The 25,993-nt window shown below is 37.0% G+C and carries 23 protein-coding genes; 6 read left to right on the top strand and 17 right to left on the bottom strand.

The features are described 5' to 3' along the window. Positions 1–19: 19 nt before the first annotated feature. From HCX49_RS22935 to HCX49_RS22945, 3 genes are all read right to left on the bottom strand, one after another. On the bottom strand, positions 20–565 hold the full coding sequence (locus HCX49_RS22935) for an HAD family hydrolase (protein WP_168128239.1): 546 nt from the start codon (positions 563–565) through the stop codon (positions 20–22). A 7-nt stretch (positions 566–572) separates the two neighbouring features. Further along, positions 573–1,061 carry a hypothetical protein gene (locus HCX49_RS22940; protein ID WP_132772346.1) on the bottom strand — a complete coding sequence of 163 codons (489 nt, stop codon included), beginning with the start codon at positions 1,059–1,061 and terminating at the stop codon, positions 573–575. Between the two features lie 96 nt (positions 1,062–1,157). Continuing rightward, on the bottom strand, positions 1,158–1,811 hold the full coding sequence (locus HCX49_RS22945; protein ID WP_183916712.1) for an ABC transporter ATP-binding protein: 654 nt from the start codon (positions 1,809–1,811) through the stop codon (positions 1,158–1,160). A gap of 173 nt (positions 1,812–1,984) precedes the next feature. On the opposite strand from HCX49_RS22945, the gene sucC reads away from it, so the two are divergent. From sucC to HCX49_RS22960, 3 genes are all read left to right on the top strand, one after another. After that, complete coding sequence (gene sucC / locus HCX49_RS22950; protein ID WP_132772350.1) at positions 1,985–3,178, top strand: ADP-forming succinate--CoA ligase subunit beta; 1,194 nt, start codon at positions 1,985–1,987, stop codon at positions 3,176–3,178. Positions 3,179–3,362: 184 nt separating this feature from the next. Continuing rightward, the gene (asnS, locus tag HCX49_RS22955; RefSeq protein WP_132843754.1) at positions 3,363–4,808 is read left to right on the top strand and encodes an asparagine--tRNA ligase; all 1,446 of its coding nucleotides are present in this window, start codon (positions 3,363–3,365) and stop codon (positions 4,806–4,808) included. 100 nt (positions 4,809–4,908) lie between these two features. Next, positions 4,909–5,529, top strand: a complete 621-nt coding sequence (locus HCX49_RS22960) for an L-threonylcarbamoyladenylate synthase (RefSeq protein WP_021188797.1) — start codon at positions 4,909–4,911, stop codon at positions 5,527–5,529. On the opposite strand, the gene HCX49_RS22965 is transcribed toward HCX49_RS22960, so the two are convergent. The 7 genes from HCX49_RS22965 to tilS form a co-directional block, all read right to left on the bottom strand. Next, positions 5,524–5,970, bottom strand: a complete 447-nt coding sequence (locus tag HCX49_RS22965) for an SRPBCC domain-containing protein (RefSeq protein WP_168128240.1) — start codon at positions 5,968–5,970, stop codon at positions 5,524–5,526. The two genes, HCX49_RS22960 and HCX49_RS22965, sit on opposite strands and share 6 nt — an antisense overlap. A 44-nt stretch (positions 5,971–6,014) precedes the next feature. Continuing rightward, on the bottom strand, positions 6,015–6,587 hold the full coding sequence (locus HCX49_RS22970; protein WP_168128241.1) for a Crp/Fnr family transcriptional regulator: 573 nt from the start codon (positions 6,585–6,587) through the stop codon (positions 6,015–6,017). 29 nt (positions 6,588–6,616) lie between these two features. Then, on the bottom strand, positions 6,617–6,943 hold the full coding sequence (locus HCX49_RS22975; protein WP_021188794.1) for a DUF721 domain-containing protein: 327 nt from the start codon (positions 6,941–6,943) through the stop codon (positions 6,617–6,619). Next, positions 6,936–8,039: a DNA replication/repair protein RecF gene (gene recF, locus HCX49_RS22980; protein WP_021188793.1), complete on the bottom strand. Its 1,104-nt coding sequence runs from the start codon at positions 8,037–8,039 to the stop codon at positions 6,936–6,938. The genes HCX49_RS22975 and recF overlap by 8 nt, the downstream gene beginning before the upstream one ends. Positions 8,040–8,074: 35 nt before the next feature. Further along, positions 8,075–8,398, bottom strand: a complete 324-nt coding sequence (locus HCX49_RS22985; protein WP_021188792.1) for a DUF4834 family protein — start codon at positions 8,396–8,398, stop codon at positions 8,075–8,077. A gap of 92 nt (positions 8,399–8,490) precedes the next feature. After that, positions 8,491–8,985, bottom strand: a complete 495-nt coding sequence (locus tag HCX49_RS22990; protein WP_132772360.1) for a hypothetical protein — start codon at positions 8,983–8,985, stop codon at positions 8,491–8,493. A 1-nt stretch (position 8,986) separates the two neighbouring features. After that, positions 8,987–10,312: a tRNA lysidine(34) synthetase TilS gene (gene tilS, locus HCX49_RS22995; protein ID WP_168128242.1), complete on the bottom strand. Its 1,326-nt coding sequence runs from the start codon at positions 10,310–10,312 to the stop codon at positions 8,987–8,989. A 127-nt stretch (positions 10,313–10,439) separates the two neighbouring features. Here tilS and HCX49_RS23000 point away from each other — a divergent pair, with 127 nt between their 5' ends. Beyond that, complete coding sequence (locus HCX49_RS23000; protein ID WP_206368674.1) at positions 10,440–12,812, top strand: OstA-like protein; 2,373 nt, start codon at positions 10,440–10,442, stop codon at positions 12,810–12,812. Between the two features lie 70 nt (positions 12,813–12,882). On the opposite strand, the gene HCX49_RS23005 is transcribed toward HCX49_RS23000, so the two are convergent. The 7 genes from HCX49_RS23005 to HCX49_RS23035 all read right to left on the bottom strand — a co-directional run bounded on the left by HCX49_RS23005 (position 12,883) and on the right by HCX49_RS23035 (position 18,874). After that, the gene (locus HCX49_RS23005) at positions 12,883–13,461 is read right to left on the bottom strand and encodes a DUF417 family protein (protein ID WP_168128244.1); all 579 of its coding nucleotides are present in this window, start codon (positions 13,459–13,461) and stop codon (positions 12,883–12,885) included. An 80-nt stretch (positions 13,462–13,541) separates the two neighbouring features. Further along, a complete protein-coding gene (locus HCX49_RS23010) occupies positions 13,542–14,360 on the bottom strand; it encodes a helix-turn-helix domain-containing protein (protein ID WP_168128245.1) in 819 nt (272 codons plus the stop codon). 129 nt (positions 14,361–14,489) lie between these two features. After that, positions 14,490–15,455: a glycosyl transferase family 90 gene (locus HCX49_RS23015; protein WP_168128246.1), complete on the bottom strand. Its 966-nt coding sequence runs from the start codon at positions 15,453–15,455 to the stop codon at positions 14,490–14,492. 2 nt (positions 15,456–15,457) lie between these two features. Further along, positions 15,458–16,030, bottom strand: coding sequence for a non-canonical purine NTP diphosphatase (locus HCX49_RS23020; protein WP_168128247.1), 573 nt, complete (start codon positions 16,028–16,030; stop codon positions 15,458–15,460). Between the two features lie 67 nt (positions 16,031–16,097). After that, positions 16,098–16,655 carry a hypothetical protein gene (locus HCX49_RS23025; protein WP_168128248.1) on the bottom strand — a complete coding sequence of 186 codons (558 nt, stop codon included), beginning with the start codon at positions 16,653–16,655 and terminating at the stop codon, positions 16,098–16,100. A gap of 7 nt (positions 16,656–16,662) precedes the next feature. Beyond that, positions 16,663–17,643, bottom strand: coding sequence for a deoxyhypusine synthase family protein (locus HCX49_RS23030; RefSeq protein ID WP_021188785.1), 981 nt, complete (start codon positions 17,641–17,643; stop codon positions 16,663–16,665). A gap of 133 nt (positions 17,644–17,776) precedes the next feature. Continuing rightward, on the bottom strand, positions 17,777–18,874 hold the full coding sequence (locus HCX49_RS23035; protein ID WP_168128249.1) for a mandelate racemase/muconate lactonizing enzyme family protein: 1,098 nt from the start codon (positions 18,872–18,874) through the stop codon (positions 17,777–17,779). Positions 18,875–19,787: 913 nt separating this feature from the next. Between HCX49_RS23035 and gltB the strand changes: the two genes are divergently transcribed. After that, positions 19,788–24,302 (top strand): glutamate synthase large subunit, encoded by a 4,515-nt coding sequence (gene gltB, locus HCX49_RS23040; RefSeq protein WP_168128250.1) that lies wholly within the window; start codon positions 19,788–19,790, stop codon positions 24,300–24,302. 15 nt (positions 24,303–24,317) lie between these two features. Further along, positions 24,318–25,775: a glutamate synthase subunit beta gene (locus HCX49_RS23045; RefSeq protein ID WP_168128251.1), complete on the top strand. Its 1,458-nt coding sequence runs from the start codon at positions 24,318–24,320 to the stop codon at positions 25,773–25,775. The last annotated feature ends 218 nt before the right edge of the window (positions 25,776–25,993 follow it).

Here is a 25,993-nt window from a genome sequence, read left to right on the forward strand (position 1 = left end):
CAATGGCTAAATCGAAAAACTAACAATCTTGATATATAAAATCATTTTTAGCTATTTGTAGCTCTTCAGCTATATAATCGAGAGGCTCCAAATTGCGGAATTTTAACTCATCAACAAAATAAACCTTTAATTTAGATGCCAAAGGCCCCCACTCCATATGTTTTATTTTATTCAACTGCATAAGCGGGTTCCCTTTCGTCAAAATACAGATCTGTTTATCTGCATTAACAATAGCTGTTAATAATTCTGGAATACCATCTTTCATCAATAATTTAACGGGTAAAACAGCATTAACAAATAATCTTTCGAAATGCTCTTTATACTTTAAATCAAAATGAAAAACTTCGGCAGCATGTTCAAAGATCATATCTTCTCCTTGACTATCTAGATGATTCTTAAAAAATGTAACCAAATCAGCCTGAGGAGGAAAGGTCTCTGTAAATTCAAGAAAATTAGCAAAAAGATAATAAACCTGTAATAAATAGTCCCGTTTTGGATAAATAACGTCATCCAGTTCAAAAATAAATACCTTTTTATCCGTTGGGAAATCTTGATATCTTAACATAAAACAATTAATCTTTTGAAACAGCACATAAGGCAAAATCATCACCTGAATCCGATACCACAAACAAACCATCCAGTCCAGGATGTTCAGTTGTAAAATCATCAATCAATGACTTACCATCAACTAATAAAGCAAGTGATAATTCTTTTGGTGGATTTTCAATCACATAGTAATCTTGTAAAACATCCTGAGCTGGAACAATTACCTTAATATCATATTCTTCAAATAAAATTTTGGCCACGGCTAGAGGTTCAAATTCATAACCTCCCAAAGGCAGGACATAGTCAATCTGATGATCTAAACTTATTTTTAATACTTCGTGAGCATAGGTTGGCATTAACCCCGCAGGCAATTTAAAATACTTGCCTGAATTTAATAACAGTGAAGGAATCTCCTCAGAACTCGCAAAAAAGATTTCAAATTCATCCCCTAATAGCTTTGCAATACGTTGCCCAAGCCCTCTAGTTCCAAAGGTTATTAGTATTCTTTTTTTCATCAGAATAAAGTGTTTTTTTAAGCGATAAAGTTCTTATGAGCAATACATTTATCGCGGTTTATGTATTCTAAGTGACTTATAATGACTGTATACATACTATACGATCACAATTCCATCACGCATATGAATAGTACGGTCCGAAATACGTGCCAGCTCTTCATTATGAGTAACGATGACAAAAGTTTGTTCAAATTTATCCCTTAGGTCAAAAAACAACTGATGTAATGCAGTAGCATTTTCAGAATCTAGATTTCCTGAAGGTTCATCTGCCAAAATAATAAAAGGGTTATTAATTAAGGCACGAGCAACAGATACACGTTGTTGTTCTCCACCAGACATTTGAGTCGGTTTATGGCTAGCCCGATGTGCTACACCTAATAAATCCAATATCTCCATCGCACGAACTTCTGCATCTTTGCGCCCCACACCTTTAATAAATGCTGGGATACACACATTTTCCAAAGCCGTAAATTCTGGGAGTAGGTGATGGAACTGAAAAACAAACCCGATATGTTCATTGCGAAAGGCACTCAGTTTTTTTGCATTCAGTGCACTGATGTTGGTTCCATTGATATACAGTTCCCCCTTATCTGCTAAATCCAAGGTCCCTAAAATGTGAAGAAGCGTACTTTTTCCAGCTCCAGAAGCTCCAACAATACTCACAATTTCACCCTTTGCAACTTCTATATCCACCCCTTTTAATATAGGTAAAGGACCGTATGATTTGAAAATACTTTTGGCTTGTAACATCATATGACAAAGTTAAATATTTTTTATGAACAAAACCTTTGAATAAATCAAGACCTTTTAACTCCATATCCGCCAAGTAGTATATAATAAAAGTCAATTTAAGCTAAATTTATGCTTCAGAACTTGACCATTCACTTAAAAAATAATACTTTTACAACACAAACATTTTTGCAATGAACATTCACGAATATCAAGGAAAAGAAATACTTAAAAGTTTTGGCGTAAGAGTACAAGAAGGTATTGTTGCTGAAACTCCAGAGCAAGCTGTAGAAGCTGCTAAAAAATTGAAAGAAGAATACAATTCTGACTGGGTTGTAATCAAGGCTCAAATTCATGCTGGTGGTCGCGGTAAAGGTGGTGGCGTTAAATTAGCTAAAAACCTAGAAGAAGTATCACAACGTGCTACAGATATCATCGGTATGCAATTAGTAACTCCTCAAACTGGCGCTGAAGGTAAAAAAGTAAATAAAGTATTAGTTGCTCAAGATGTTTACTATCCTGGTGAAAGTGAAACTAAAGAATTTTATGTATCTGTGTTATTAGACCGTGCTAAAGGTCGTAATATCATTATGTATTCTACAGAAGGTGGAATGGATATTGAAGAAGTAGCAGAGAAAACTCCAAACTTAATCTTCAAAGAAGAAATCGACCCTAAAGTTGGTTTACAAGGTTTCCAAGCACGTAAAATTGCTTTCAACTTAGGCTTAACTGGTGGTGCACATAAAGAAATGGTGAAATTCGTTGCTGCTTTATATAAAGCATACGATTCAACAGATTCTTCTATGTTCGAAATCAATCCTGTATTAAAAACATCTGATGATAAAATCTTAGCTGTAGATGCGAAAGTAGACTTAGATGAGAACGCATTATACCGTCACCCGGATTATGCAGCATTACGTGATGTAACGGAAGAAGATCCTACAGAAGTTGAAGCTGGTAAATCTAACTTAAACTATGTAAAACTTGACGGTAACGTAGGTTGTATGGTAAATGGTGCTGGTCTTGCAATGGCAACTATGGATATCATCAAAATTGCTGGTGGTGAGCCTGCTAACTTCCTAGATGTAGGTGGTACTGCAAATGCTGAAACGGTAAAAGCTGGTTTCAATATCATTTTATCAGATCCAAATGTAAAAGCAATCTTAATTAACATCTTCGGTGGTATCGTTCGTTGTGACCGTGTTGCGCAAGGTGTAATCGATGCTTATAATGAAATCGGAAATATTCCTGTGCCAATTATCGTACGTCTTCAAGGTACAAATGCTGCTGAAGCGAAAAAATTAATTGATGATTCAGGCTTACAAGTTTATTCTGCAATTCAATTACAAGAAGCTGCTGAATTAGTAACTAAAGTATTAAAAGGATAATCTTCCCTTTAAAACAATATCAAAAGCCTCTGAAAATCTCAGAGGCTTTTTTAATTAAAACAAATACCGAATATTTCTAAATAAATAAAGGATTTTTATAAATTATACCCTATTTTTGAGTTTCATACAAAAAAATAAGATCCTGATCTATTATTTAGACCTGATTTGAAATGCCACAATAAAAATGGAACATACACGTATAAAAGAATTATTAAATGCCACTGAATTTGGGCATGAAGTTATTGTTAAAGGATGGGTTAAAACTTTCCGAAACAATCAATTTATAGCAATCAATGATGGATCTTCCATTCACAACATCCAAGCAGTAGTTGATTTTGAAAACACACCCGATGCTTTATTAAAAAGGATCACAACAGGTGCTGCATTACGCGTAAAAGGAAATTTAATTGAATCACAAGGTAAAGGTCAAAAAGTTGAGATCAAAGTAAATGAGTTGACGATCTTAGGTGATTCAGATGCTGAAAAATATCCTTTGCAACCGAAAAAACATAGCTTAGAATTTTTACGTGAAATCGCTCACTTACGTTTCCGTACAACGACATTCAATGCTGTCTTTAAAGTACGTAATGCCTTAGCATTTGCTGTTCACAAATTCTTCAATGACAAAGATTTTGTGTACATGCATACGCCAATTATTACTGGTTCTGATGCAGAGGGTGCTGGTGAAATGTTCCGTGTAACTTCATTAGATCTTAACAATATTCCACGTACAGAAAATGGTGATATTGATTTTAAAGAAGACTTTTTTGGTAAATCTACTAATCTAACCGTATCAGGACAATTAGAAGGTGAATTAGCGGCTATGGCCCTTGGGAATATCTATACCTTTGGTCCAACTTTCCGAGCTGAAAATTCTAATACAACTCGTCACTTAGCAGAATTCTGGATGATTGAACCAGAAATGGCATTTTATGAGTTGGAAGATAACATGGATTTAGCGGAAGATTTGTTGAAGTATGTCATCAAGTATGCGCTGGATACCTGTCCTGAAGAAATTGAATTTTTAAAAACACGTTTATTAGAAGAGGAGAAAAATAAACCTGCGGCAGAAAGGGCAGAATTAAATCTAATAGATAAATTAACGTTTGTACTGAATAATGATTTCGAACGCGTAACCTATACAGAAGCGATCGACATATTGAAGCGCAGTAAACCAAATCAAAAGAAACAATTTAAATACTTAATTGATGAATGGGGAGCTGATTTACAGTCCGAGCACGAACGTTATTTAGTAGAGAAACATTATAAAAAACCAGTGATCCTGATTGATTATCCAGCGGAGATCAAATCATTTTATATGAAGCAAAATGATGTAGATGCTAATGGACACAAAACAGTACGCGCGATGGATATTCTTTTCCCGGGAATCGGTGAAATGGTGGGCGGATCACAACGTGAAGAAAATTTAGATAAGTTATTATCACGTATGGCTGAAGTCAACATCCCTGCGGAAGAAATGGAATGGTTCTTAGATACACGTCGTTATGGCTCAGCTCCGCATTCCGGTTTTGGACTAGGATTCGAGCGTTTGGTATTATTTGTAACAGGAATGACCAATATTAGAGATGTTATTCCGTTCCCTCGTACACCGAACAACGCAGAATTTTAATCGATAACAATACGATAGCAAGCGGTCAAAACATATCCAGTTTTGACCGTTTTTCTTTTATCTATAAATAATTTGTAATTTAGTACTATATCTCAACGTTATGTTAGTCCGAATTTACGATAATAACCCCAATGAAAAGTCAATACAGCAAGTTGTTGACGTTCTAAAAAAAGGTGGAGTCATCATCTACCCCACCGATACGGTTTATGGTATAGGATGCGACATTACAAATCAGAAAGCAATAGAAAAAGTTTGTGAAATTAGAGGATTAAAGGCAGATAAAGCCAATCTATCCTTTATTTGCTATGACTTGACAGATATATCTTTGTATACCAAACCATTTGATACAACCGTTTTTAGAGTATTAAAAAAAGCCCTCCCAGGTCCATTTACATTTATCTTTAATGCCAGCAGTCAAGTTCCAAAATTATTAAGTTCCAAAAAGAAAACAGTGGGTATCCGTGTTCCTGATAATAATATCGTACGCGAAATCGTACGTGTGCTTGGTAATCCCATTGTTACAGCCTCCATTCGAGATGAAGATGACATTCTAGAGTATTCAACAGATCCAGAATTGATCCATGAAAAATATGAAAATCTAGTCGATTTAGTAATTGATGGTGGTTATGGTGATAATGTTGCTTCTACAGTAGTTGACCTTACAGAGGGCGAATTTGAAGTTATCAGAGCTGGCAAAGGAAACTTAGAGGAATATCTATAAGATATTCCTATTCTCCACCTGTTTCTTTAAAGCTTCATTAAAAGACTTAAAACCATTGGAGGTTACACCATAAATCATCTTTCGAAAAAAATAAACCAACACTCCGGAAAAGTATTCACCTTGAGTCACAACTGTTGCATGATCAGATTTTTTTTCGAGTATAAAATAATGTTCGCCATCGAACAAACCTGGAATAAAAAGACTGCCTTTCCAACGAAGCTCCTTCTGAGAATTAATTACTAAAAACATCGGATTCATGGTCATACTTGGTCCATCAGGCTGTTCCAATCTAACCTTCGATCTTTCTCCAACGCTTGGAATAGAAAAAAAATGCTTAATTGTAGGGCTCCAGATAGAGTAACTATTAAAATCAGCTAATACATTCCAAACTGATTCGATTGATGTATTAATAGTAATTGTCTGTTCGATATGTGCTTTCATATACCAAAACTAGTATATTCAAATAACCATACACTTGACTTTTATCAAGAATTAATTTTTGCTCTTATTCGGCTCAATGTTTCTGGAGACATACCCAGTACAGACGCAATGTATTGAAGCGGCACTCGGTTAAACAGCGCTTTATGCTGTTCAAAATATAAATGATAGCGTTCTTCTGCCGTATGCGCTATAAAGTTATATATGCGATCTTCCAATTGTAAAAAACATTTCGCTATAAATCTTTTTTCCAACCGATTCCAATCAGGGATCTGCTGTTCAAATAAAAGATAATCCTGTTTAGAAATGGAAAGTAACTTCGTATCCTCTAAGACCTGAATACTCCATCTGGCAGGCTCATCAAAAAGAAACGAAGATAAGTCAGTAACGAAGTACCCCTCCTGCCCTATCCATTGCGTAACCTCGCCTGAAGCATTTTCTTTAAACACGCGGACAATACCCGACTGAATAAAACTCAATCGATCACAGCGTTTACCGTGTTCTAAAAAATATGTTCCTTTTAAAAGATCCTCTTCGACAAAAGAAGATAATATGGCGGTCAGATTATTGGGGTAAACATCAAAAAGCTTCGCAATTTGATCTTGAAAAAATGTATTCATCTCCTAATACTGAAGATTTGAAAATTAAATTATAAAACGACAAGTTCTTCAACGATGACGTGACCAACATGCTCATTGACTCGTCCCAATATCTGCCTGCGCATTAAAACAAGTTCATTTTTAATTACAGCAGACTCGACCTTTACAAAGAGTTTTTTGTCTTTAATATAGATCTGTTTTGTCCGATTGGCAATAGCCTTACCTATCAACGTTGGCCATACTGCCAGAATAGAAGTTTCTTCAAATTTACGTTTCAATTTGTAAGCATCCAAAAGACGGTCAATCGCCTCTTTTATTGTGATATCATCACTCGAACGAATATATTCCAATCCGCCCTTATACTTCTTATTATACATAAACTTCACCTCCTGCTATGTCAAAGATACGCACTGGACTGGCAATCGCATCAAAAATTCGCTTAATTCTTTTTGCATCTGTATCTGTTAGAAAAATTTGACCAAATTCATCATCAGATACCATCTGCATCAGTTTGTGCGTACGTTTATCATCCAATTTGTCAAAAATATCATCCAAAAGCAATAGCGGTTTAAAGCCTTTCTTTTGCTGAAAAAAGGAATACTGTGCTAATTTTAGTGCAATTAAAAATGATTTTTGCTGACCCTGAGAACCAAATTTTTTCAAGGGCATACCTCCGTGGATGGTGAAAATTAGATCATCTTTATGTATACCCACTGTGGTTCTCTCCAGTGCCCGGTCGCGTTCCAGGTTCTTTTCCAAAATGTTCAAAAATGAATCTTCCATCAAAGGAGATTCATAGACAAGCTGGACAGTCTCTGCATTTTCAGTCAGGTATAAGTAATGCCGATCAAATTCTGGCTGAAATTCAGCCATAAAAGCAATACGTTTATTATAAATGACAGTACCAACTTCATCGAGTTGCATGTTTAGCACTTCAACAAGACCAAGATCCAATACCCCACTTTGTTTGGCCAGCTTTAGTAGCATATTACGCTGGGCAATGATTTTATTGTAAATAATAAGCGTATCCAGATATTTATTATCTGTCTGCGAGATGACATTATCGATAAATTTACGGCGTTCTTCACTGCCATCAGTAATAATTAGGGTATCATTAGGAGAGATCATTACCAAAGGAAACTGACCGATATGATCAGCCAATCTAGGATAATCCTTTTTATTTTTCTTAAATTGTTTCTTTTGATTACGTTTGATGCTACAGGAAATAACATCTTGAAATTCGTTTTTTTCGAATGAACCCTGCAACATAAACCAGTCTTGGCCCTGTTTAATATGTTGCGAGTCGATGGGATTAAAATAACTTTTACATAGGGAAAGATAATGTATAGCATCCAAAAGATTGGTTTTACCAACACCATTATCCCCCGCAAAAGCATTTACCTCCGGTAGGAATTCTAAAGAAGACTCTGAATAATTTTTAAAATTTAAAACTGAAAGCTGACGCAACCACATAGCACAAAGATACGCTATTTAGCGTAGCAACTCATCTATTTTATTTCTTCAAAATCCACAAATTCACCAGCATTGTCAGCCACTTTTCTTTTTGACTCTTGTTTAGGTGGAACATAATCTACCGATATACGACCATCTGTTTTTGGAGCTGATTGCGAACTGTTATTATTTTGACCAAATGTTTCATAATGGAACGAGCCACCACCATTGGTATAGGTAGAGCCACCTTGTTGCTGCGCTTTTTTCATAAGCTTTTCTGCAGCCTTACGCATTGCAAATGGTAATATTAATCGAATTAAGAATTTAACTAAATACCATACAGCGAATGCAATCAATAAAAATTTTAATAATCCTGCCATAACTTTATATTCGTTGTCATTTTAATCAAAAATAAAGAATCTCGTTCAAAACAGTTGTCTTAAAAATGTCAGTATATTCGATTTAACAATTTTTAAGGGTTTGTTTTGGACTTTGCTGTCTCAATTGCACGAAATAATTCCTCTTGACGTTGCGTACCAATTACGTACACCAGACCATCTTTATCTGTTAACCATACCGCATCTTTCCCACCTGCATAAAACTTAATCTTACCATTAATATGTAGATTATAAACAGGATTATTGAAGAAAAACTTACTAAATGGTTTTTTTTCCACCTTAACAATTGAACTCAATTCAATTTTAACTAAGCGCGTAGTCCATAAGCCACTCAACATCACCTTTCCTTCAAAAACTTCGATACGGTACAGCAATAGATACATCATGACCACAGAGGTAATAATAATCGCTATTCCGACTAAAAAAAACAATTGGCTGGAAAGTAATTGATCTATGTTGAGATAAACAGCTGTAAAACAAAACAAGGCCAGAACCAGACGTACACTTATCCAAACACGGTCCCGTCCCAAATATTGATTTTCAGTATATAGAAGTCCTTCTTTTATCATGTTATTTACAGCTTAAAATAAACACTTTATTTGTATTTCCACTTATTTTATATCGATTATCAAGTTGATAGTTTGCTACCCAGATGATATCGCCGTTACCGTTTATTAAAATTGGAACATTTCCCTTTTCAAAAACATTCACCTTATAATTATTAAAAAGATCACTCAATTTTTTACGTCCTGTCATTCCCAAAGGATAGAAATAATCACCCGTTTTCCAAGCTCTTAGCGTCAAAGGAAAAATCAGAAGATTAGCATCTATTTTTGCAATCTGCTTATCCCGAACAATAGAAACATCATGACTATAATCACAACAAAAACTATAATTTCTCCAAGATACAGATTTAGTTTCTGAAGTAATAATGGTTTCATCTTCCTGCTTATACTCTTTTTCACGAATAATCAAAAAATCGCGATCAAGTAACAGATCGTATCCCTCAGATTGAAACAATCGACCTGATTCCTTATCAAAACAAGATTGGAGATCGGTCAGCACACTTTTACTAAAACAAAATGGTGAAAATAATTCATACAACAGGGGAAGATCCGTTATATGCTTCCGAAGCTTTTCCTTTTCAATAATCCAAGCTTCTTGTTCCTTTATAAAAAGGTCATTACGAAGGGGTGTTATGAATTGTTGCAACAAAGCATAGCTTTCCTTGAAGTGAGCAATGTTCTGTTCAAAAATACGTTCAAAATCAGGTTGCATTTTTTTAAATTGCGGAATAATGTCGATACGTACTTTATTACGCGCATATTTTGTCGAAAAGTTGGATTGATCATCACGGTATGGAATCTGATATTCCTGGACATAATGCAATACTTCCTCTGCTTTAAGAAACAGTAATGGACGAATCAGACGGTCGCGTTTTGCCTGAATGCCCTGTAGGCCTTGAAGGCCTGTTCCACGGGATAGATTTAACAACACCGTTTCAATATGATCATTCAAATGCTGTGCAACAGCTATTTTGTCAAAACTTAACGCTTCTCTTAATTCTTCAAACCAGGAATACCGCAGTTCGCGCGCAGCCATCTGTATAGAAATTCCTCTTTCGGAAGCTATCTGCTCTGTGTCGAAATGCCTCACATAAAAAGGGATACCATGCGCTTCAGCGAAATCCCGAACCAAGCACTCATCCAGATCAGATTCTGCACCACGTAATTTAAAATTACAATGAGCAATAGCTATCTGATAACCGGCCTTTGCCAATAAAAAAGTCAAAAGCATCGAATCGCGTCCACCGCTCACTGTCAACAAGATCTTATCATCATCCTCAAAAAGGCTGTTATCTTTGATAAAAAATGTTAATCTTTCCAGCAAATTCATATATCAAAGATAATGTATATTTTTTGAGCATATATTTGTTTAAATGAAAAATTACCATTAATCAACAAGTTCAATTAAAATACATATTTTTGTCTCTGTGAAACAATACTTTTTGTCCTTTATATTTATGGCCCTGGGCCTCATGCTAGCATCTGCACAACAGCAAGATGAACTCCGTTTATTGTCGTCTTCTTACAGTGTTCTCAATTCAAAAACAGGCAATGCAATGTTTTACAGACCGGTTTATGAACATAAAGGATCTACCCTCTCTGCAGATAGCGGTTATTTACATAAAGACGACATAGGGCGCCAGTTCTTTGAAGCTTATAGCAATGTGATCATTACACAGCCTACCGGGACTCAAATATTCGCGGATAAACTTCACTACGATGCGGCTTCACAAAATGCAACGCTAACGCAAAACGTCCGTATGGTCAGTCGGTCTTCCATACTTACGACCAATCATCTGCAGTATAACATGAGAAGTAGTGTTGGAAATTATTATGGTGGCGGCCGTATCACTAGTGGTACAGATACCATTACGAGTACCAATGCGACTTATTTCGAAAATACACAAGATGCCTTTTTCAATAAAAAAGTCGTGGTACGAACACCAAATGTCAAAATATACACGGATTCAATGAAGTATAATTCGCCTAGCAGTATGACTTACTTCTATACCCCTACCAATATCAAAGGGAATAAAGGGGAAAATCTATATACAGAAAAAGGAGATTATAATACCAATACCGGCGTAGCAAACTTCACAAAGAAAAATCTATATACCGAAGGCAGTAAAATGCTAAAAGGAGATACGCTGCATTATGACCGACGAACCGGAGAAGGAGAAGCGATCCGGAATGTTGTATTTGTCGACACGACCGATAAGTTTTATGCCTATGGGGACAAAGGATTATATCGACAGTCGGATGAATCCATCACGATGACCGACAAGCCCTTGATCATCTCTGTCGTCAAAAAAGATAGTACGCAAAGTGATTCAACAAATACTGGAAATTCAAAAGCCAATCCGTCCAATAAAAAAGAGGTAAAGAAGAAAGAAAAAGAAGATAAAAAGGTTAAAGAAGAAGTTGTCTCAAAAGATAATAACAAGGGAGAGAATAAACTAGTCAAATTAGATCCTGTAGTAGTACCTAAGGACTCTGTACAGATGGATTCAATATTTATGACTGCAGATACCCTGTTCTCAAAAATGATTCTCCGAAGCACCTATATACCCAAAAATTTCAAACTAAGCCGTGATGGTGGTGAGCTCGATGTAGAGGTAGATGAAGATTATGGAGACGATAATGATAGTACGGATACCGATTTTACAGCAGGTTTAGATTCTTTGCAGCAGCAGGGTGATACCTTAGGAAAAAAGGAAATCAATACCGATGCACCTCAAAAGAAAATTAAAGACAAGCAAGCTGTCTTAAATGAAAAAACCAAACAGGAGCCTAAAAAAGCAAGTCCAAATACTGAAAAAACAACAGCAAAACCTGTTGTAAAAGATTTAAATCGTTTTGAATTAGAGAAAAATAGTAAGGCTGACAGTATTTTGCGAAAAAATGCAGTCGTCCCAAAAGCAGATTATAGTGATCAGATCTTTAATAAAGCTCTTAAAGCTGCGAAAAACAATCATGAAAAACCTGCAGCTCCACCCGACACAGCAAAAACCCGTATTGTCAAAGCATACCATAATGTGCGCATGTTTAAATCCGATTTTCAAGCTGTAGCAGATTCTGTTTACTATGGTATGGCAGATTCTATGTTCAGGCTAATGGGAAAACCGATGATCTGGGCAGAGAAATCTCAAATATCCGGTGATACGATTTTTCTGCAATTTGTGAATCAGAAACTGGACAATACGTTAATTGTAGGTAATGCTTTTATGGTAAATGCAACTTTGGACTCCGCTAAATACAATCAGTTAAAAGGCCGTAAAATAACCGGATTCTTTGATAAAAACAGTTTAGAGCGGATGTTCGTTGATGGAAATGCCGAAAACATCATTTATGTCGTCAATGAAGAAACCAATGTAGCAACAGAATTATTCCATGATCGCAGCAGCCGCATTAAAATTTATATGGAAAACAATAAATTGAAAGAGTATGTTTCCATTAGAAAAGTTGATGGTAAAGTCTACCCAATTGCCCAGTTAACGCAAGAAAAAGAATTTCTACCGGGGTTTATTTGGAGGCCGGAAGATAGACCGAAGTCAAAAGAAGATTTACTCAATAGAAAACGATCTGTTGCAAAAGACGAGATTAAAGTTCCCGAGGCTGAAAACAAAGAGGGAAAACCTAAAGAGAAAACAATTAAAAATATAGAAAGCGAACCGGAGGAAAAGCCTCAAGAAGAAGTTAAAAAACAAACTACGCCTAAGCGGGAAATTCAGAAAATGGAAAGTAAGGCTCAAGGAGAAAAATTGCAGGCCGTACAAGATAGCACTCTTATTAAAGCAGTTTCTCCAAATAAAGAACCGATCAAAAAGTAAGATTTAATTAAAAGATCATCAACAATGCGGCCTGTCAATAATACCGCATTGTTGATGATCTTCAAATAAGTTAATGTCTTTCGGAAACCAACAAGCGCTTAGCACTATCTGCAGCGATCACAATACCTGCTGCCAACATAATAATATCTTTTATAACCAAACGCCCTGCTGCGGAAAGATAGGGAAATCCATAGTGAGGTGTCGGAAAATCACCACCTAAATTTGGCACAAATGTTTCTGGCGTGGTAATCAAGAATGATAAAGTCACGAGGGACATCCCAAATGTCAAAACACCACTAAGCAATCCTATTTTCGGGAACCATATACCCAATAAAACAAAAAATCCAATTCCGACAATAACCGCTCCCAAGCCATAAGAAAATAGATATGTCCTGTTTTCATTATGCCAATCCACATTTTTTTGAACAGTTTTACCTTCAGGATTTTTATACTGCTGATACTCTGGTGCCTTCTTGCTGTAAAAAAAAGACATAACTGGACTATTGGCTACAAAAGGTACAATACCATCAGCTTCGTACTGAAATGCCTTTAAACCACCTATCCATGCCATCACCAGAAAGACTGCAAAACGTAAAAAATTAATAAATTGATTTTGTAGTCCCGCTAGAAAAGAAATAAATCTGTACATAGTTGTCTATATTTGATATGGCTACAAATTTCCTTTTAATAAATCAGCTATGACATGGACAAATCGGTAAATTCAATAGATTATTTAGCCACAATGGAGATCCCTACACGCTCTCGAAAACCTGAAGGAGAAATACCAACATTCTTCTTAAAATACCTGCTAAAGTAAAACTCATCTTCAAATTGAAGTTTTGCAGCTATTTCTTTGACAGATAAATATGTCAGATGCAACATTTTTTTTGCTTCAAGAACAACACGATCCTGTATCAATTGGGAAGGAGATTTTCCCAATTCTTTTTTAACCTTTTTGCTGAATGAATCTACTCCAAGAGCAAGTTCATGTGCATAAAATTGCACCGATCTCTCGAAAAGAAAAGCAGACTCCAACAGTTCTTGAAATTTTAGACTAACTGTCAATTCGTTCTGATAAACATCGGTATGAACAAGCTGAAGAGATTTTTCCTTACTACAAAGAGCCAAAACAAGTTGTAGATAAGATTTTAATACAGATTCAGAAAATGGACTTCCTCCATCTTTCTCAAGTTCAATTTTATTAAAAATTCTTTTTATTTCAGTAAATAAAATCGGAGAAATAGTCACAAATGGTGTTAAGTAGATATTGTTAAATAATAAACCATTGCAAGCAACTTCCTTTTTATGATATTCAATGCAGTAAAAATCACCATGGAACTCCAATTTAATAATGGAAGCCGGTGTTGTCCCCTGCCACTGGAAATGTTGATAAGGAGATAAAAAAACCAAACTATAAGCCGCGCTGGAATAATTTGAAAAATCAACCGAAAATTTCGCCGGATTTTCGAACATAAAAATCTGATATAAAGCCGATTGAAAATCATCTTGAAGCGAAGATGTATGAAGATGCTGAATATCGATTAACATAGTTTTTCTTCTAAATTTTTAGCTCCATTATAATCTACTTTGAAAAAAATAAAATAGACTATTCTAGCGTTCGCTTAATTAAAGTAACATCGATTTACAGCTGACTAAATTGAAAAGCAACACCTACTGCTATAATACTGCTCTTTGACCAGTTTTTATAAAAAACTTTTCTAATACCAGGACAGAAACCAGATCTTCTACCATCTGATTTTCAAACCGTTTCACAAACTGATGTGCATTCTTAATGATTTCTTCTGCCTTTTCCGGATTTTCGATATAATAATTTAATTTCACTTCTAAATCCGAATAATCATCTTGGATATGTATATAATGATAATCAGGGATCAATAACCCTTCCATAAACCAAGTTTCAAACTTTGGAATTGGCATTACGGCAATAGAATTTGATGACATCACCCATTTTAAATTGGTCGCCACATCATTTCCTTCTAAGGCCAGTATAAATTTATAATGTAGATGTTCTGTTATTGAAATCGCAGGTTTATACCAGCCTTTATGTTGATTCTTTTTAGAGACATCTCCTAAATCGCACAGAGGATGATCAAAATAGATCTGAAAAAAACGGCTTCTGTGCTCCTGTTGAACTGTAGCGCGTCCCAGCAACATATTTTTTTTATCTCGAAAAGCAATCTCATCTTTGATAAAATTAAAATGCCTGACTTTATCCATATTTAGCAATACTGAATTGCAGTTATTTCCTCCAATAGGTCTACTTTTCACAATTGCAGGTGTTTTGGGAATATCAACAACATCACCTGGAATCATATCTATTCGAAGATCACCGTCAAAATATCGTAAATATTCTTTCAGATCAAAATAATAAACCGAACCTTTTTTAGGTCTCTTCATATCCTTTAAGTAGCAAGCACCCTCTCCCACTGTTTGAATCTCATCTAGTTTATTGTAATAAGCCAGACGATCAATTATAGCATGGTCATAAGAAGAAAGATTGTTGATCATTGCTACTCTTTTGAATCGAAACAAAGGCAAAAATGAATATTCCCGGAAACTAGCTTTCACATAATATCCAAACTTAAAATTCTTATTCTTAAAAAATATTCGTTTTATATTCATTTCTAATTACTCAAAAACGCGGCTAATTTCTGAACAGCGACTGCCCGGTGGCTGATACTATTTTTCTCGTCTGCCGTCATTTCCGCAAATGTTTTACTATAGCCATTTGGTATAAAAATAGGGTCATAACCAAATCCATCCGCACCTTTACGTTCATCAATAATGTGGCCTTCAATACTACCTTCAAAAAAATGTTGCTGACCGTTTAGGTTAAGTGAAATCACTGTTTTAAATCGAGCGGTACGATTAGCGATACCTGCTAACTTCTCTAGAACCAAATTAATATTTTTTTCCATATCACGGCTACCAGAATAACGGGCCGAATACACACCTGGTTCACCATTTAATGCATCAATTTCCAACCCAGAATCATCTCCGAAACAATTTAATCCATATTTATTGACTAAATAATCTGTCTTCTGTTTTGCATTCTCATGAAAAGTAACACCTGTTTCAGGAATATCTTCATGGCAATCAATATCAGACAAAGATTTAAGTAGGAATTTCTTTCCTACAATAGCCTGCACCTCTTCCAATTTATGTGCATTATTAGTCGCAAAAATAAGTTCAATCATCCGAATAAGATTTTATTCAAATGTATTAAATATAATAGAAAAAACAGCTAATTATCCGAGCTAAAGACTAGCTCTGATGTTGAATTAATGACTTAAACTCAGTCCAAAAAGCTTTTTTCTTAACCATGTCTGCAAACATCTCTTCAAAACTGTAGGTATTGAAGACTGTCGCAATACGACCGTGCATATAGGAGTTATGCGCAATCTCAGGCAACTTTAATGATAAAGGTTCAACGCCTAGAAGAATAATCTTTTTAGGAGTGAAAAATGACATAATTCGCTTAAAGTCATTTGGATTGTGTGCATTGGCCAAATTAACAACCGCAACATCAGCAACTGTTAGCTTAAGCGCCCCAATTGTCTTTACAAATGCCTCCTCTGCTTCCGGAGAAAAGTAAGGATAAGCGGGATATCTTAAGATAAACAGAATTCCTTTTGCTTTAGAGCCTTGATATATAAATTCCTCAACAGATTCCTGATGAGCAGTAACCTGTTGAGGATTTAAAGGTGAAGATACCGATTCAGACTGACCCGAAAAAGCTTCTACAGCATCGGCCGTCGCGAATATAGTCTCGGACATGAATGCCTGTAAAGCAATGGGGTCTGTAGTCAGTAAATTCGACATATTCTTATTATTTACCCAAAATATAAGAGAAAATCAAAGGAGCAACAATAGTTGCATCAGACTCAACTACGAATTTAGGTGTATCGATATCTAATTTACCCCAAGTGATTTTTTCATTTGGAACAGCACCAGAGTAAGAACCGTAAGATGTTGTTGAATCAGAGATCTGACAGAAGTAAGACCAGAAAGGAACATCTTCCCACTCTAAATCTTGGTACATCATCGGAACAACACAAATAGGGAAATCACCAGAGATACCACCACCGATTTGGAAGAAACCAACACCCTTACCAGAAGAGTTAGCACGGTACCACTCTGTTAAGTAAATCATATATTCGATACCAGATTTCACTGTATGAACATTTAATTTACCTTTGATTACATTAGAAGTAAAGATGTTACCTGTCGTTGAATCTTCCCATCCTGGACAAACGATAGGCAAGTTTTTCTCTGCAGCAGCAACAATCCAAGAGTTTTTAGGATCAATTTCGTAATATTGTTCCAACACTCCGGAATTAACCACCTGGTATAAAAATTCGTGTGGTAAATAACGCTCACCTTTTGCTTCAGCTGCATGCCATACATCTTCCAAATGTTTCTGTAAACGACGGAATGCTTCCTCTTCAGGAATACAAGTATCTGTAACACGATTATAATGTTGATCTAATAATTCTCTTTCTTGCTCTGGAGTCAAGTCACGATAGTTAGGAACACGCTTGTAATGTGAGTGTGCTACTAAATTCATAACATCCTCCTCCAGGTTAGCACCTGTACATGAGATGATATGTACTTTATCTTGACGAATCATTTCAGCCAAAGAAATTCCCAATTCAGCAGTACTCATTGCACCACCTAAAGAAATTAACATTTTACCACCTTCTAATAGATGAGCCTCATAACCTTTAGCTGCATCCACCAATGCCGCAGCATTGAAGTGAAGGTAATTTTCCTCAATAAACTGAGAAATAGGACCTTTTTGTGTACTCATAATATTTTGTTACTTTTAATAAAATAATAAGTGTAGCAAAGGTACTGAATATTATTTATTTTAAGCTTGGAGGTCTGCCAAACAGCATGCTATTCAAGCATTTTTTAACAAATGTTAAAAAATATTTGCAATCTTAAATTACCCATCGCTCACAGGAATCCAAAAATTCCTGGTTAATATCAGCACCAATACCCGGAAGATCCGAAAGATGAATATGATATCCTTTATATTGAATACCACCGACAACAGGATCCTCTAGATGGCCGACCATACAAGTATCCAAATCATAAAACTTCACATTCGGCGCAGCATAAGCAAAATGAACTTTCGCGGCTAAAGCCAATCGACTTTCAAGCATCCCCCCTATCATACAGGGAATATTAAATTCAGCAGCTATTGCGGCAATTTTTAATGCCTCATGAATGCCTCCTGATTTTGAAAATTTAATATTAATATAGTCACAGGCATCTGCACGACACAAGCGTTCCGCATCATGATGGCTATAAACAGATTCATCTGCCATGATCAGAACCGTTGTTTCGGTACGAAGTTCAGGAAGCAAATGATCTAAATAAGTACGCATAGGCTGTTCACAAAACTGAATCTTAAAAGGTTCCAGTCCCTGCAAAGCCTCTACAGCACCTTCGTATGTCCATCCTTGATTTGCATCAATACGAATCGGCATATCAAAGCCGACCGCTTTACGGATTTCCCGAATCCTTGCGATATCCGTTTTAGGATCCTTGCCCAATTTCACTTTCAACATCACAGCCCCTGCACGGTACAACTCTTTTGCCTTAGCTGCCATTTCTTCCGGACTGGCGATACCTAACGTGATATCGGTTACGATCTCTCGTGGAATACCTTTTAAAAATTGATATAACGGAACTCCTGCATTTTTTGATGCAATATCATATAAAGCCATGTCAAATGCAGATTTTATTGTTGTATTGCCGGCTATATACATATTTAGCTCTGCGAGACGCTCCTCTATATTTAAAGGATCTTTACCTTTCCATAACTTCGCAAAGTCACGCGCTATCACTAAACAGGTGTCCTGGGTTTCCCCTACAATCATAGGAAAGGCAGAACATTCACCAACCCCAACGATTTCGGTATCCGTACGAATCCGAATAAAGGTGTTCTGTGCAAAATCCATAGTGCCTGTTGCAATGACAAAAGGCTCCATAGGAATGCTTAATCTATAAATTTCTATTTCAGTGATTTTCATGGTTTAAACTATTATGTATTTCCTACCTCACAGCGAAAATAACAAAAGCTAAGATAGATAAAGAATATCTAAAATATAGCGCAAAGCTTATCCGTTCTAGAATTAGTTATATGCTAAAATCTATTATTTTTTAAGGACCTGTCTCCGATCGACTTCTTATTGAGATCGGAATACAATGCGCAAAGGAAAGTCCGTGAAAGTCCATGGATGTCCGTAAAAGTCCATACAAGTGCATACGTTATTTCGCCTTACTCCGACATTGCTAGGGCATTGGCAGGACAACTCTTCGAGTCTGGTTCGAGTACCCTTCGACTATTATTCGACAGGTATTCGGCAGGGTGGCGAACACCTACCGAATAGACCACGAACAACTGTGGGGCTTGTCTCCTATCTCTCCCCTAGCAAACTCGAACTTAAGTCAAACGGCAGTCATTTCACAATTGAATAAAGTAAGAGTTGATTTCGCCCTTCGTTCGCAAAAGGTTCGAAAAGGATTCGTCTTGCTTATACTAATCCTATACCCATCCTATACCTCGCCTATACTGAAACAGTAGACAAACGGAAGACAAACAGAAGACAAACAATAGACAAAAGGTAGAGCTTTACCGAAGGCTTCCCGAACAAAGTGCGAATAAAGAGTGAAGCATACTCTAATCAAGTAAAAGGCAGATAATCTTGATGAACCCGCTTTAAAAACTGCATCACCAATCATTAAGATGATACAAATCATTTTATTACAACACGTAACATGCTCATTCAAAAAACAAATCACAAAGCTCTTCCAAAATACAATATCAGCAATAAAAGACTTTTTATTTACAAATAACATAAGCTTATTTAAAATAATTTATAAAATCTATAATATTTTAATGTTTTTATTCATATATTAGCAAAGTAATAATTGAATAGGAAGATGATTGAAAGTAACACAAATCAGCAAGGGCTATACGACCCGAGTTTTGAGCATGACGCCTGTGGGGTTGGTTTTGTAGCGCATATTAAAGGAATAAAATCACATGCACAGGTAAAAGATGCCTTGACCATGTTAGAAAATATGGAGCATCGTGGTGCTTGTGGCTGTGATCCAGAGAGTGGAGATGGCGCAGGTATTATGATCCAATTACCACATGAGTTTCTTTGGGAAGAATGTATTAACCTAGGTATACAACTTAAAGAACCAGGATATTATGGAGCAGGAATGGTTTTCCTACCCAAAGAACCTGAAATGAACAAAATTTGCAGAACAGTTATACAAGAAGCGGCTACTGAAAGGGATATGAAATTCCTTGGATTTCGGGATGTACCAGTAAGTAGAGCAGGTATAGGCCCGACAGCATTAAGCGCTGAACCCGAAATAGTTCAATTCTTTATCGACAGACCCGAGACCGTACATAACACTGAAGAATTTGAACGCAAATTATTTGTCCTCAGACGTTTGATTATCCAAAAAATCAAACAATATCAAGAATATCCACTACCGCTTTACTTCGCTTCCCTATCTTGCAAAACAATTATTTATAAAGGTCAGTTGACAACTTACCAAGTTGGCACTTATTTTAAAGACCTTCGCGATCCAAGAGTTGTTTCTGCATTTGGATTAGTACACTCTCGCTTTTCAACCAATACTTTCCCTTCCTGGTCTTTAGCACAGCCTTTCCGTATGTTAGCGCATAATGGTGAGATCAACACATTAACAGGAAATCTGAACTGGTTTTACGCAGGCATGCGTGCGCTTTCGTCTCCTTATTTTACAGAAGAAGAGATGGAGATCTTATTACCTGTTGTAGACCGTGGTCAATCTGATTCTGCATGTCTAGACAATGTTGCAGAACTTTTATTACACAGTGGCCGCAGCCTTTCCCATGTGATGCTGATGCTGGTCCCTGAGGCTTGGGATGGCAATACACAAATGGATCCATTAAAACGAGCATTTTATGAGTACCACGCCACATTAATGGAACCTTGGGATGGTCCAGCTGCTCTTTGTTTTACTGATGGCAAGTCCATTGGTGCAACCCTAGATCGAAACGGATTGCGTCCTTTACGCTATGCCATTACTTCAGATCATCGAGTCATCGTTGCTTCAGAGGCAGGCGCACTCCCTATTGATGAATCAACGATCATCAAAAAAGGAAGACAACAAGCTGGTAAAATTTTCTTGGTCGATATGGAACAGGGTAAAATTTTATCTGACGAAGAGGTAAAAGGCGACTTAATACGTCAACAGCCTTATGGCGATTGGTTAGACAGTTATAAAATAAAATTAACAGAATTGGCTGAGCCTCGTGTTACTTATACCTATCTGTCTAAAGAGTCGGTATTTAAGTATCAGCAGACTTTCGGATATTCGAGAGAAGACTTAGAAACAATTCTAACACCAATGGCACTGACCGGGTATGAGCCAACAGGTTCCATGGGATCTGATGTACCATTAGCTATACTTTCCGATCAACCGCAACATTTATCCAGTTACTTCAAGCAGTTTTTTGCTCAAGTGACAAACCCTCCAATTGATCCAATAAGAGAGCGTTTAGTTATGAGTCTAGCAACATTCATTGGAAATGCAGGCAACATACTCATTGAAGATAAAAAATTCTGTCACTGCGTTACGCTCGAACATCCGATATTGACCTCGAAAGAATTAGAAAAGCTACGGTCAATAGACACGGGTGTATTTCAGGCAAAAACTTTACAATCTTACTTCCGAGCAGATGGTCAAAATGGTTCTCTGGAAGCTGGATTAGAACGCCTTTGTCGATATGCAGATGATGCTGTACGTGATGGCTTCGAAGTATTGATACTTTCAGACCGTGCCATTGATTCACAACATGCTCCTATCCCGTCCATATTAGCTGTATCTGCAGTACATCACCATTTAATCAAAACAGGAAACCGTGGTGCTGTCGGTCTTGTTGTAGAAGCTGGAGATGCTTGGGAAGTTCATCATTTCGCATGTTTACTTGCATTTGGTGCGACTGCAATCAATCCTTACATGGCTCTTGCGAGTATTCGTACGATGAAAGAACAAAGTAAAATCGAAACCGAATTAACATGGCCTGAACTTTCCAAAAACTATGTAAAGGCAGTAAATGCGGGATTATTAAAGATATTTTCAAAAATGGGGATATCGACCCTGCAGTCGTATCATGGTGCACAAATTTTTGAAGTATTAGGTTTAGATAAAACTGTTGTAGACAAATATTTTTGCGGTGCCGTATCCCGTATCGGGGGCTTAAACTTGGACGATATTGCACAGGAAGTATTGACAAAACACTGGGTGAATTTCAAAGAAAGCCGTACTCCACAAAAATTGCTTCCTGAAGGCGGTCTTTACCAATGGAAACGAAGAGGTGAAGGACATCTTTGGAACCCAGATACTGTACATCTTCTACAACAGGCTTGTCGCAATGATGATTATGCTACTTATAAAAGATATGCGGAAAAAATAAACAACCAAAAAGAACAGATGTTCACCCTGCGTGGTTTATTAGATTTTGCTAAACATAGAACAGCAATTCCTTTAGAGGAAGTAGAACCAGCTAGTGATATTTTAAAACGTTTTGCCACAGGTGCGATGTCATTTGGTTCTATTTCACATGAAGCACACAGTACACTGGCAATTGCGATGAACCGCATCGGTGCAAAATCAAATACTGGAGAAGGTGGTGAAGATGAGCTCCGTTATCAGCCTCTTCCTAATGGTGACTCGATGCGCTCTGCAATCAAACAAGTAGCATCCGCAAGGTTTGGCGTTACATCCAACTATCTGACACAGGCAGACGAAATACAGATCAAAATGGCTCAAGGTGCTAAACCTGGAGAGGGCGGTCAGCTTCCTGGACCTAAGGTTAATGAATGGATTGCTAAAACAAGACATTCAACGCCAGGTGTAGGGTTAATTTCACCGCCACCACATCATGACATCTATTCGATTGAAGATTTAGCACAATTAATCTTTGATCTAAAAAATGCAAACCGTGCTGCACGTATCAATGTCAAACTCGTTTCAAAAGCGGGTGTTGGAACTATTGCTGCGGGTGTCGCAAAAGCACATGCCGACGTTATACTGATAGCAGGATTTGACGGAGGAACAGGAGCTTCTCCGATCAGTTCGACAAAGCACGCAGGTTTACCTTGGGAATTGGGATTAGCAGAAGCACACCAAACTTTGGTGAAAAACAAACTTAGAAGCCGTATCGTACTACAAGCAGATGGACAGGTAAAAACTGGACGTGACATCGTTGTAGCAACCTTATTAGGTGCAGAAGAATGGGGCGTATCAACTGCTGCCCTTATTGCTGGTGGCTGTATCATGATGCGTAAGTGTCACTTGAATACTTGTCCAGTAGGTGTAGCCACACAAGATCCAGAATTAAGAAAATTATTCACCGGTAAACCTGAGGACATTGTTAACCTATTCCGCTTCATGGCCGAAGAAATCAGAGAGACCATGGCAGAATTGGGTTTCCGTACCATCAATGAAATGGTAGGAAAAGCACAGTTCCTTAAAAAACGTGAGAACATAGATCATTGGAAAGCTTCCAAAATTGATTTCTCAGGGATATTATATGTTGAGCCCAACGATCCTAATCAGTCTCTTTACAATACTGAAGAACAAGATCACGGCATGGGTATGATCTTAGACTGGGGATTATTGAAACAAGCGAAACATGCCTTAGAAAGCAAAACTCCAGTTTTTGGAACTTTCACGGTTAAAAATACGGATCGTACCATCGGTACGCTATTGTCGAATGAGATTTCTAAACTATACGGATCCGAAGGCTTACCTGATAATACCATCAATTACAAATTTGAAGGTTCTGCGGGACAGAGTTTTGGTGCATTCTCAACAAAAGGACTATCATTTGAGTTAGAAGGTGAAGCAAATGATTATGTTGGTAAAGGATTATCTGGTGCACAATTAGCGATCTATCCGAAAGCAGAAAGTAAATTGATACCGCATGAAAATATCATCATCGGTAATGTTGCTCTATTTGGTGCTACATCGGGACATCTCTTTATTAATGGACAAGCCGGCGAACGTTTTGCTGTTCGTAATTCAGGTGCTACGGCAGTAGTAGAAGGTCTTGGCGACCATGGTTGTGAATACATGACCGGGGGACGTGCACTTATCTTAGGAGCTACTGGAAGAAATTTCGGCGCTGGTATGAGCGGAGGTATCGCCTGGATCTATGATAAACAAGGAACATTTAGAGACAATTGCAATACTGAAATGGTAGATCTTGATCCATTGGAACAAGAAGATGAAACAGCAATTATTGCATTGCTAAAAAGACATATTTTACTCACAAACAGCAAAATTGCACAACATATCCTCGAAAACTGGACTGCTGAGAAAAACAGCTTTATCAAAGTATTTCCAAAAGAATACAAACAGGTATTACGTACAAAATTAGTTGAAGCATAATCAGGAGGAAAAATCATGGGAAAAATAACAGGATTTAAAGAATACGATCGTGAGCTTCCGCAAAAAGAACCGGTAGCTTACAGAATACAGAATTTTCAGGAATTCAACAAGGGTTACACAGATAGTCAACTGAATACACAGGCCGCACGTTGTATGGACTGCGGTATTCCATTTTGTCACTCAGGATGTCCTTTGGGCAATGTAATACCTGAGTTTAATGATGCCGTTTACGATGGAAAATGGGAAGATGCATACAACATATTGACCTCAACAAATAACTTTCCCGAATTTACAGGAAGAATTTGTCCGGCACCATGCGAATCGGCATGTGTATTGGGTATACACAGTTCTCCTATTACCATTGAGGAAATCGAAAAACATATTATTGAAATTGCTTTCAATAAAGGTTATGTAAAACCTAACAAAAGCTATATTAAAACAGATAAAAGAGTTGCTATTGTTGGATCAGGACCTGCGGGTTTAGCTGCAGCCGCACAATTAAATAAAGCTGGTCATGACGTTGTCGTTTTTGAACGTGATGATCAACTGGGAGGCTTACTCCGTTATGGTATTCCAGATTTTAAATTAGACAAGAAAATTATTGACCGCCGGATTTCGGTGATGCAGGAATCAGGTATTAAATTTAACGTAAACGCTGAGGTTGGCAAAAACATCTCCACCCATGAGTTACTTTCTTTTGATGCTGTTATTTTAGCAACAGGCTCAACTGTTCCTTGGCATTTGGATATTCCTGGAAAAGAATTAAAGGGTGTCCATTTCGCGATGGATTTTCTGAAACAGCAGAATAAAAAAGTGAGTGGTATTGAATACACGGAAGAGCACATCATCGCCCAAGGAAAACATGTAGTCGTAGTCGGTGACGGTGATACTGGATCGGATTGTATCGGCACTTCCAATCGACAACTGGCACAGAGCATTACCCAGATCGCACGTAAACCCATCCCTGCAAAGGAACGATTAAAGAATAATCCATGGCCATCAGATAAAATCACTTTCAACACTTCATCATCACAAGAAGAAGGTTGTGACCGACTTTGGGCGACCGAAACAAAAGCCTTCATCAGTGATGACCATGGAAATGTCAAAGCTGTTCAGATCATAGAGATCGAATACGAAGTAGATGATTTCGGTAGAAGAACAAAATTAGGTCAATCAGAGCCTAAAGAAATTCCGGCAGATCTTGTTCTTTTAGCTGTCGGTTATCAACATACAGAGCAACAATTGCCAGAAAAACTGGGTGTTCAAGTCGATAGCCGAGGAAATATAGTAGCGACAGATAAAGCTTACCAGACTTCGGTAGATAAGATCTTTACAGCTGGAGATTGTAGGAAAGGACAATCATTAGTTGTATGGGCGATATCAGAAGGCCGTGAGTGTGCTAGAAAAGTAGACGAATTCCTAATGGGGCATTCGGAGCTTGAAAGCAAAGAAGCTATTCATCAATATGCTTAATACCAATCCTAAATAGAAAAGAATGAGCCCCGTAAATATATTTACGGGGTTTATTCTTTTATAGCACTTCCTGTCACTGACTCATCCGGTTATTTCATCTCAAAAATGAGTAGCATATGGACCCTCGCTGATCTCAAAAAGCTTTTATTCATTTTAACCGGGACTAAGATTTTCAACCTACATGAAGTTTTTTAATCCTGCGGTTAATTATGGAATTC

This window comes from Sphingobacterium sp. B16(2022), from assembly GCF_012030425.1.
GTDB lineage: Bacteria > Bacteroidota > Bacteroidia > Sphingobacteriales > Sphingobacteriaceae > Sphingobacterium > Sphingobacterium anhuiense.